Genomic DNA, 1,009 nt, shown 5'->3' on the forward strand with positions numbered 1-1,009 from the left:
ACCGAGTTGGTCTCGGAAGGTCAGTTGAATGTGATCGTTATAATCTAAACGTAAGTGATTGGGCTGGCGTGTTTGTACGTTACGATCCAGCACTGATAGCGCAATATACAAGTATTGTTCGTTTTGGGTGAGCGCCAAACCAAATTTGGTTTCTGTTGCCATGTTGGTGCTAGCGCTCCAGAGAGGAAAGCTGGAATTATGCGCCTCGATGATGGAGGTCTGATCACCCCAATCATCAAACTGTCCATCTAAGCGAATAGGGCTAGAGGTAGTAGGAGCGCTAAGAGCGTACTTTTCTAGTTCGCTGTCTTCATTTCCGGCCAGCAGTTTTGAGATATTGACCTGAGTGGCCACCAAGCTTGTCGCGATGGCTTTAGTCTCAATCAACTGAACACGGCCCTGTGCAGAAATAGCGGTTTGCTGAATCTCCTTCCAGTACGACCACGTCAGTACAGGAATGACCAGTAACAGAAGGCTAAGAAAACTGATCTGCGCTTTAATGCCGAATCGTTGCATTAAGCAAGTTCCCAACGATAGCCGAAGCCGGGCTTGTTGCGAATCGCATTAAAGGCTTCGTCAATTTCATTGAACTTTTTCCGAACGTTCTTCACGTGAGAGTTGATCGTACCGGTCGTTACAACGCCTTGTCTGGTGCATGCGCAAAGATCATCATAAGAGCAGCCGGCGGCTCCCGAATCGACAATGGTGACGAATACTTGAAATTGTACTGCAGTGAGTGCAATGCTCTTGCCTTTCCATGTCACATATTGACGGTCGTGGTCTATGACAAGATCAGCCTCTGGCTGCAGAGCTTTTGTCTCGTTATTGATCGGAACACGACGCATATTGAAAATACGCATCGTGTTCTTCAGTCGCTCCGCTAAGAGGGATAAAGAGATGGGCTTAGTTTGGTAGTCCCACGCGCCTATACGAAAACCAAAGCCTTGATCGATTTCTTCACTTCTATCAGTTAAAAATACAATCGGTATATCCATACCTTGGTCTAATA

The 1,009-nt window shown here is 46.6% G+C and carries 2 protein-coding genes; both read right to left on the reverse strand.

Annotated elements, in window-relative coordinates:
- Nucleotides 1-516, reverse strand: a 516-nt coding sequence (locus tag A3738_RS14725) for a hypothetical protein (protein ID WP_156504272.1), incomplete at its 3' end; no start/stop codon positions are given.
- The coding region (locus tag A3738_RS14730) for a hypothetical protein (RefSeq protein WP_231876656.1) at nt 516-1,009 on the reverse strand (494 nt) is incomplete at its 5' end. The genes A3738_RS14730 and A3738_RS14725, both read right to left, overlap by 1 nt.

This window comes from Oleiphilus sp. HI0066, from assembly GCF_001635725.1.